The sequence below is a fragment of the Flavobacterium sp. 21.1 genome, assembly GCF_057801535.1.
Genome location: NZ_JBYNXA010000010.1, coordinates 1 through 5,495 on the forward strand (window position 1 = coordinate 1; position 5,495 = coordinate 5,495).

Annotated in this window: 7 protein-coding genes; all 7 read right to left on the minus strand. The window is 31.1% G+C overall.

What is annotated here, in order from left to right; all coding sequences use genetic code 11:
• Positions 1-247 precede the first annotated feature (247 nt).
• Positions 248-694, minus strand: a complete 447-nt coding sequence (locus AC3E9U_RS15990; protein WP_488747936.1) for a hypothetical protein — start codon at positions 692-694, stop codon at positions 248-250.
• A gap of 222 nt (positions 695-916) precedes the next feature.
• On the minus strand, positions 917-1,552 hold the full coding sequence (locus AC3E9U_RS15995) for a hypothetical protein (protein WP_488747937.1): 636 nt from the start codon (positions 1,550-1,552) through the stop codon (positions 917-919).
• A gap of 278 nt (positions 1,553-1,830) precedes the next feature.
• On the minus strand, positions 1,831-2,115 hold the full coding sequence (locus AC3E9U_RS16000; RefSeq protein ID WP_488747938.1) for a hypothetical protein: 285 nt from the start codon (positions 2,113-2,115) through the stop codon (positions 1,831-1,833).
• Between the two features lie 652 nt (positions 2,116-2,767).
• The gene (locus AC3E9U_RS16005; protein WP_488747939.1) at positions 2,768-3,139 is read right to left on the minus strand and encodes a hypothetical protein; all 372 of its coding nucleotides are present in this window, start codon (positions 3,137-3,139) and stop codon (positions 2,768-2,770) included.
• A gap of 232 nt (positions 3,140-3,371) precedes the next feature.
• Entirely contained in the window at positions 3,372-3,980 is a 609-nt protein-coding gene (locus AC3E9U_RS16010) for a hypothetical protein (RefSeq protein WP_488747940.1), read from the minus strand.
• Between the two features lie 93 nt (positions 3,981-4,073).
• The gene (locus AC3E9U_RS16015; RefSeq protein ID WP_488747941.1) at positions 4,074-4,649 is read right to left on the minus strand and encodes a hypothetical protein; all 576 of its coding nucleotides are present in this window, start codon (positions 4,647-4,649) and stop codon (positions 4,074-4,076) included.
• Positions 4,650-4,817: 168 nt separating this feature from the next.
• Entirely contained in the window at positions 4,818-5,366 is a 549-nt protein-coding gene (locus tag AC3E9U_RS16020) for a hypothetical protein (protein WP_488747942.1), read from the minus strand.
• Positions 5,367-5,495 lie beyond the last annotated feature (129 nt).

A 5,495-nucleotide genomic window follows, 5' to 3' on the forward strand; every position in this document is an offset into this window, starting at 1 on the left:
TTTGTTGAATAGTACAAGAAAACAAACAGAACATAATAATAAATATTACGAATATAGATATGTTCTTAATGTTTGACATATATCGTTTTGGTATAATTTCAGCTAACGTCCCGCCGGCTTTAAGAAGTTGGGGATTTTTGTTCCCAAACCATTCCATTAGGACTGAAGTCAAATATACAAAAAGACCGTCCCATTAAACATTAAAGCCCCAATTTCTTAAAACCGCTGTTAGCAGCAGTGTATTTGACTACTGTTTGTATTTTTCCTCTTTCAAAAAGTTTATTTTATTACCGTCTAATTTATAAAGATAATAAGGATTCAAGGTTTCTATCGTTCCAGATTTTAATAATTCTTCACCTTTTCTTTTTGGATATGCTTTAATTAGTTTTTTTCCAAGATTTGCGAAATCAAATATAACTGTGGGTTTTAAGTTTTCATTTTCGAAAACCTTATAGTTATTGAATTGGTCGTTTGTATGAACATATGCTCTCACAATATGAAAAACAGTGTCAGTTTCAATTTTTCGAAATTTGATACAGTAAAATGGATAGAGAGTATCATTATTTATCGGAAGTGGAAACGCTTTTTGGTATTTAATTATCTCTTTTTTAAAATCTAAATCTAAAGCATCCTTTTCATTGCATGAAAAACACAAAGTAATGATTAGTAATATAGTTAAGATTCTGTATTTCATTTTATTACGTTCTGTTTTTTTTACATTGCCGCTAACGTCCCGCCGGCTTTAAGAAGTTGGGGATTTTTGTTCCCAAACCATTCCATTAGGACTGAAGTCAAATATATAAAATTACCTTTAAATTTTGGCGAAAGCCCCAATTTCTTAAAACCGCTGTTAGCCGTTGTACTTCTTTAGCGTTTAGTTATGCTGAATGGGCTAGGGGACTATTGATAAAACAAACTAATCACATTTTGGATAAAACATTTCTTCATTAAAAGGTTTTTCTTCTTGACGTGCTAACCACTCAGCCTTACCAAGCATTTCGTAAGTAAAACATGTAAAATTCTTTTCGTTATTCTTACAAAATACGAATGTTATAGAATTACCATGCGTTAATATACTTCGTCCATTAAAAGTTATCAAACCCTTTTTTAAAAGTTCTTTTACCCTTTTTTGTGATTTCGCATTATTGCTAATAGGTCTATGTTCAAAATCTGTAAATAAAACATCAATACCTTGTATAACTTTTAGCTTAAAATCACCTGTAATTTTATATGGAAGAATCTCTGAATTTGCAAAGTGTTGTATGTTAAAAGAAACTCTGTTGTAATTCCCGTCAGGGCCAACATAACATACAATAAAATCTGCTCCAATATTTTTAAGATGATTAATTGAATCATTAATGACACTATTATTTTGAGTTAACTTGATAGCATTATCTAATTCTTCATTTTCTTCATTCTTTATTTCAGCATGATTTTTTTCATTTTTTTTATGTTTTAAATCATCACACGACACCATCAAAAAAACATTTATGAAGGAAAATAAAATCAATGTTAATGTAGCCTGCAAATTGAAATAATCTTTTTTTTCCATTTTAATATTTTTTAAAACGACTCTGATTTCGTGATGTTTTTTAGTATAACGGCTAACGTCCCGCCGGCTTTAAGAAGTTGGGGATTTTTGTTCCCGAACCATTCCATTAGGACAGAAGTCAAATATACAAAAAGACCTTGCCATTATACACCCAAACCCCAATTTCTTAAAACCGCTGTTAACGGCTGCCATTTATATTTCTATATATAAAATTATTTTATGATTTTCTCCGATTTCAGAAAAAGAGAAACTGTAGCAATTGTTTTTAACAAGCAAGGTTATAGTTGTGCATTAAGTATAAAAAGATAAAGAACAATTAATCCAAAATTGATAATCAAACCAAGTATTTTTTGTGTGGTATTTGGTTCTTTTAATCCTTTTAATGAATTAACTAAACCAACTAGAGAAATAGCCCCAATACCAATTAGCATTGAGTTAAATATTATTTCAAAGGTTTTTGATCCTGAATGAAACATTGCCATTTGAGAAACAATTATTACAGTGAATAGAAGCAAAGCTGTGATTGCTAATTTGAAACCACGATGTGAATATTTATTTTCCATTATTAAATTAAAGCATCAGTTTTCACGTCTCGTCTCGTCGGTTGCCGTTAACGTCCCGGGGCTTTGTGAAGTTGGGGACAGTTACCCAAAAGTATAGATTAAAGATTAAGTTTACAAACACAAAACTAACATTATTTTTAGCTCAAAACCCCCAATTTCACAAAACCCTTGTTAGAGGCCGTAACCCCGGCATAAAGAATATAACAGACTGTAACCATAACTTTCTTCACACATAGTTTCTCAAAGTTTCTCGATCCGGTTTTTCCTCAAAGTTTATTAAAATTATTCTCAGAGAAATTTTTAGATTTAGTTATTTCTATTTGCGTAATGAATTTTAGTACAGTAATCCACAAAGTTTTTCTACAAGAATTTCTAAGAAGTTAATCCGCAAAGTTTGGAAAACAGTTGAAACTCAATCCTTTCACATAACGTTTTGCGTAAACTTCTAAAACTCAAAATAGGGTAGATGTGCTTAAGGACGAAGTTGCTATGAAAACAGAGGGGTTATTGCCGCTAACGTCCCGCCGGCTTTAAGAAGTTGGGGATTTTTGTTCCCAAACCATTCCATTAGGACTGGAGCCAAATATACAAAAAGACCGTTTCATTAAGCCCTAAAACCCCAATTTCTTAAAACCGCTGTTATGCGCGGTATTTATTTTATGTTTAATATTCTTCTAATTCCACTTAAAAATTTTTCTTGAAGTTCATTTGGAGTTAAATATCCCCATTCTTCATATATGTGATGAATTTTATTCAAATTATATTCTGCCATGTCATTATAAATCCAAATTTTAGATTCCGAATATTCTAATAGTGATAAAGTTATCATTTTGACTATTTTATCATCATCATTTAGGTCACGATGCTTAGAAGTTTTTTCTAAGTAGTTTATAGAATTTGAATTAAATAGTTCCTTGACTTCGTTGAGAAGTTCATTTTGAAAGTTACTTAAGCCTTCGTTGTTTAATTCTAATGCCGGCTTCCAAGAGGCTTCATGATTTCGATTCCAGTTTCGATTAAACATATGTAGATTTAGTTTGGTAAGTGTCGCTTTTAGATTCAGTTCGGTCAATATCGCGCATAACGTCCCGCCGGCTTTATGAAGTGGCGGAATTTTTATTACTGATGTTTACAAATATACCGAAAAGACTGAATGAAAAAACCTCTTTCGGAGAAAGAAATGCAAACACCAAACCATTCCAAAAAATCACCAAGCCCCGCCATTTCTTAAAACCGCTGTTAGCGGCAGGTTTAACTTATATTATAAAGGAGTCTTTTATTTGTTTAGTCAATAAATCTAGTTCAAAGAAAAAAGGCTCAGATCCTTTTTGATGATACCAATATTTTCCATAAAGAATATTGTTCTTTATTTCTATAAATTCTATTTCATCATAAAAGTATTCGTCCAAAATGGTAAATATTTCACCTTTTGAATTAATTTTTTTTAATTGAATTCCGTCAGAGTAATAAATTTCGTTTTCATTTGGATTTACAATTGCAGTTGAAATTGAATCAATTTGATTACTGTTAATCTGATTTTGATTATTGATATCAATTAAATATCCTTTACCGCAACAAATAACAAAAACAATTTCGTTTTGATATATTAAGAGAATAGTTGTTTTGTATCCACTCCAACCACCTTGAGCAAAAGAACCTATCCATTCATCAAAATTATTTTTGGTAAACTTAACCCAAAGCGGTTCAGAATCAGTGTTTCCAAAATGTTTTTCTTGATATTGTCCAGAAATTGGTTTATAAATATATTCCGCCGTCATTTTTTGTACGTTTTGTTTTCGCAAACTTGCCGCTAACGTCCCGCCGGCTTTATGAAGTTGGGGATTTTTGTTTCCGAACCTTTCCATTAGGACTGAAGCCAAATATACGAAAAGATCGTCCCATTAAGCCTAAAACCCCAATTTCATAAAACCGCTGTTAGCAGTAGCCATTCTTCCTTGTTAATCATTTTTTTTGATGACTGTCGGTAAAAAACCTAATTCTCGCTGTAGCTTATTATAACTTTCAATATCTATTTTTTTATAGTCATAAATGCTAATTATGAGAGTCGAATCTGATGTAATTGCTGAAAATAAATTTCCAGCATGACCTGGGAATCCTTCATTAATTTTCGACTTTAGCATTCTGTTTAAATAATTTGAAATCGAAATTTTATTTGCATCGACCAATTTTATTGTTTTAGATGTTTCAAGTTTTTGGATTGGTGCATTTAAAAATGCGTCCATTGAATCACAATTGACTGAAAATTTGCGATAGTCTAAATGGAATCCTTTTTTAGGTTTTATATAAATTACCATTTCTTCTTTGTGACCGCCCCACTCACCACATTCATCAAATTCAGCTTTTAAAGTCAATTTCATATCAGAAGTAAATCCTGCAGGATCATTTTCTCTAAAGAATATAACTTCTGATTCAGATGGATTATTTTTAATATGTTGTTTATCCTCTTTTGAATCACAAGAAAGTAGAAGCAGAGATATAATGATGAATATTAACTGCAAATGATCTTTTTTCATTCTCGTTTTTTTATGGTTACTGCTAACGTCCCGCCGGCTTTGTGTCAGGCGGGGATTTTTGTCCCCAAACCATTCCGTTCAAGACTGACGCCAAATATACAAAAAGATCGTCCCATTATACACTAAACCCCGCTTGCACAAAACCGCTGTTAGCAGCAGTAATAATATTTAGTAAAATTTCGGAGGTGGAGGAGGGCTTCGAAAAATGGTTGAATCATTGTGAACAACAAAATTTATAAATCTTTTCATTTTTCTATTTAATATCGAGGTATCTGATTGCATTTTTCTATTTAAATTAATAAGAGGCTCAACATCCTTTGTAAATTTCAATAAACTTGAGTTAGAATATACTTTATCATCATCGATGTAAATTATTTTCGAAGAATTATCTTTATAAATAATTTTAAGGCAATACCGACTTCCTTGTATACTTGGTAAATCTTCTTTAAATATTCCTTTTTCATGTTTAAAAATATGATCCATTGGCATTTGATTCAATTTAAAAATGCAATAGACAAATTTATTTTTTTGCAGCTCTGCAATTGCTGTAGCTTCTCCTGAATAATTGACGGAAGTATAAAACTTAGGCAAAATAGTATCTGTGCGAGCACGTTCATACCTTAAAACTTCAATTTCCTTTATTCTTGTATTTTCTTCTTTTTTACATGAAAAAATAAAAAAACAAAAAAGTATTATCAAACTGGTTTGATGTTTCATAGGTTTCCTGTCTTGTCCTGAAATAGGTTGACCATTTTGGTTATTAATTCAGGTTATAAAATTTGTATTTATGCATTTGATTTTTGTGTGCAAACTCAGGTGTTTTCATGTCTAGGCTGTAATGTCTTC

Coding starts and splice junctions, on each gene's coding strand:
- AC3E9U_RS15990 (WP_488747936.1), bottom strand. CDS start 694: ATGAAATACAGAATCTTAACTATATTACTAATCATTACTTTGTGTTTT.
- AC3E9U_RS15995 (WP_488747937.1), bottom strand. CDS start 1,552: ATGGAAAAAAAAGATTATTTCAATTTGCAGGCTACATTAACATTGATT.
- AC3E9U_RS16000 (WP_488747938.1), bottom strand. CDS start 2,115: ATGGAAAATAAATATTCACATCGTGGTTTCAAATTAGCAATCACAGCT.
- AC3E9U_RS16005 (WP_488747939.1), bottom strand. CDS start 3,139: ATGTTTAATCGAAACTGGAATCGAAATCATGAAGCCTCTTGGAAGCCG.
- AC3E9U_RS16010 (WP_488747940.1), bottom strand. CDS start 3,980: ATGGAAAGGTTCGGAAACAAAAATCCCCAACTTCATAAAGCCGGCGGG.
- AC3E9U_RS16015 (WP_488747941.1), bottom strand. CDS start 4,649: ATGAAAAAAGATCATTTGCAGTTAATATTCATCATTATATCTCTGCTT.
- AC3E9U_RS16020 (WP_488747942.1), bottom strand. CDS start 5,366: ATGAAACATCAAACCAGTTTGATAATACTTTTTTGTTTTTTTATTTTT.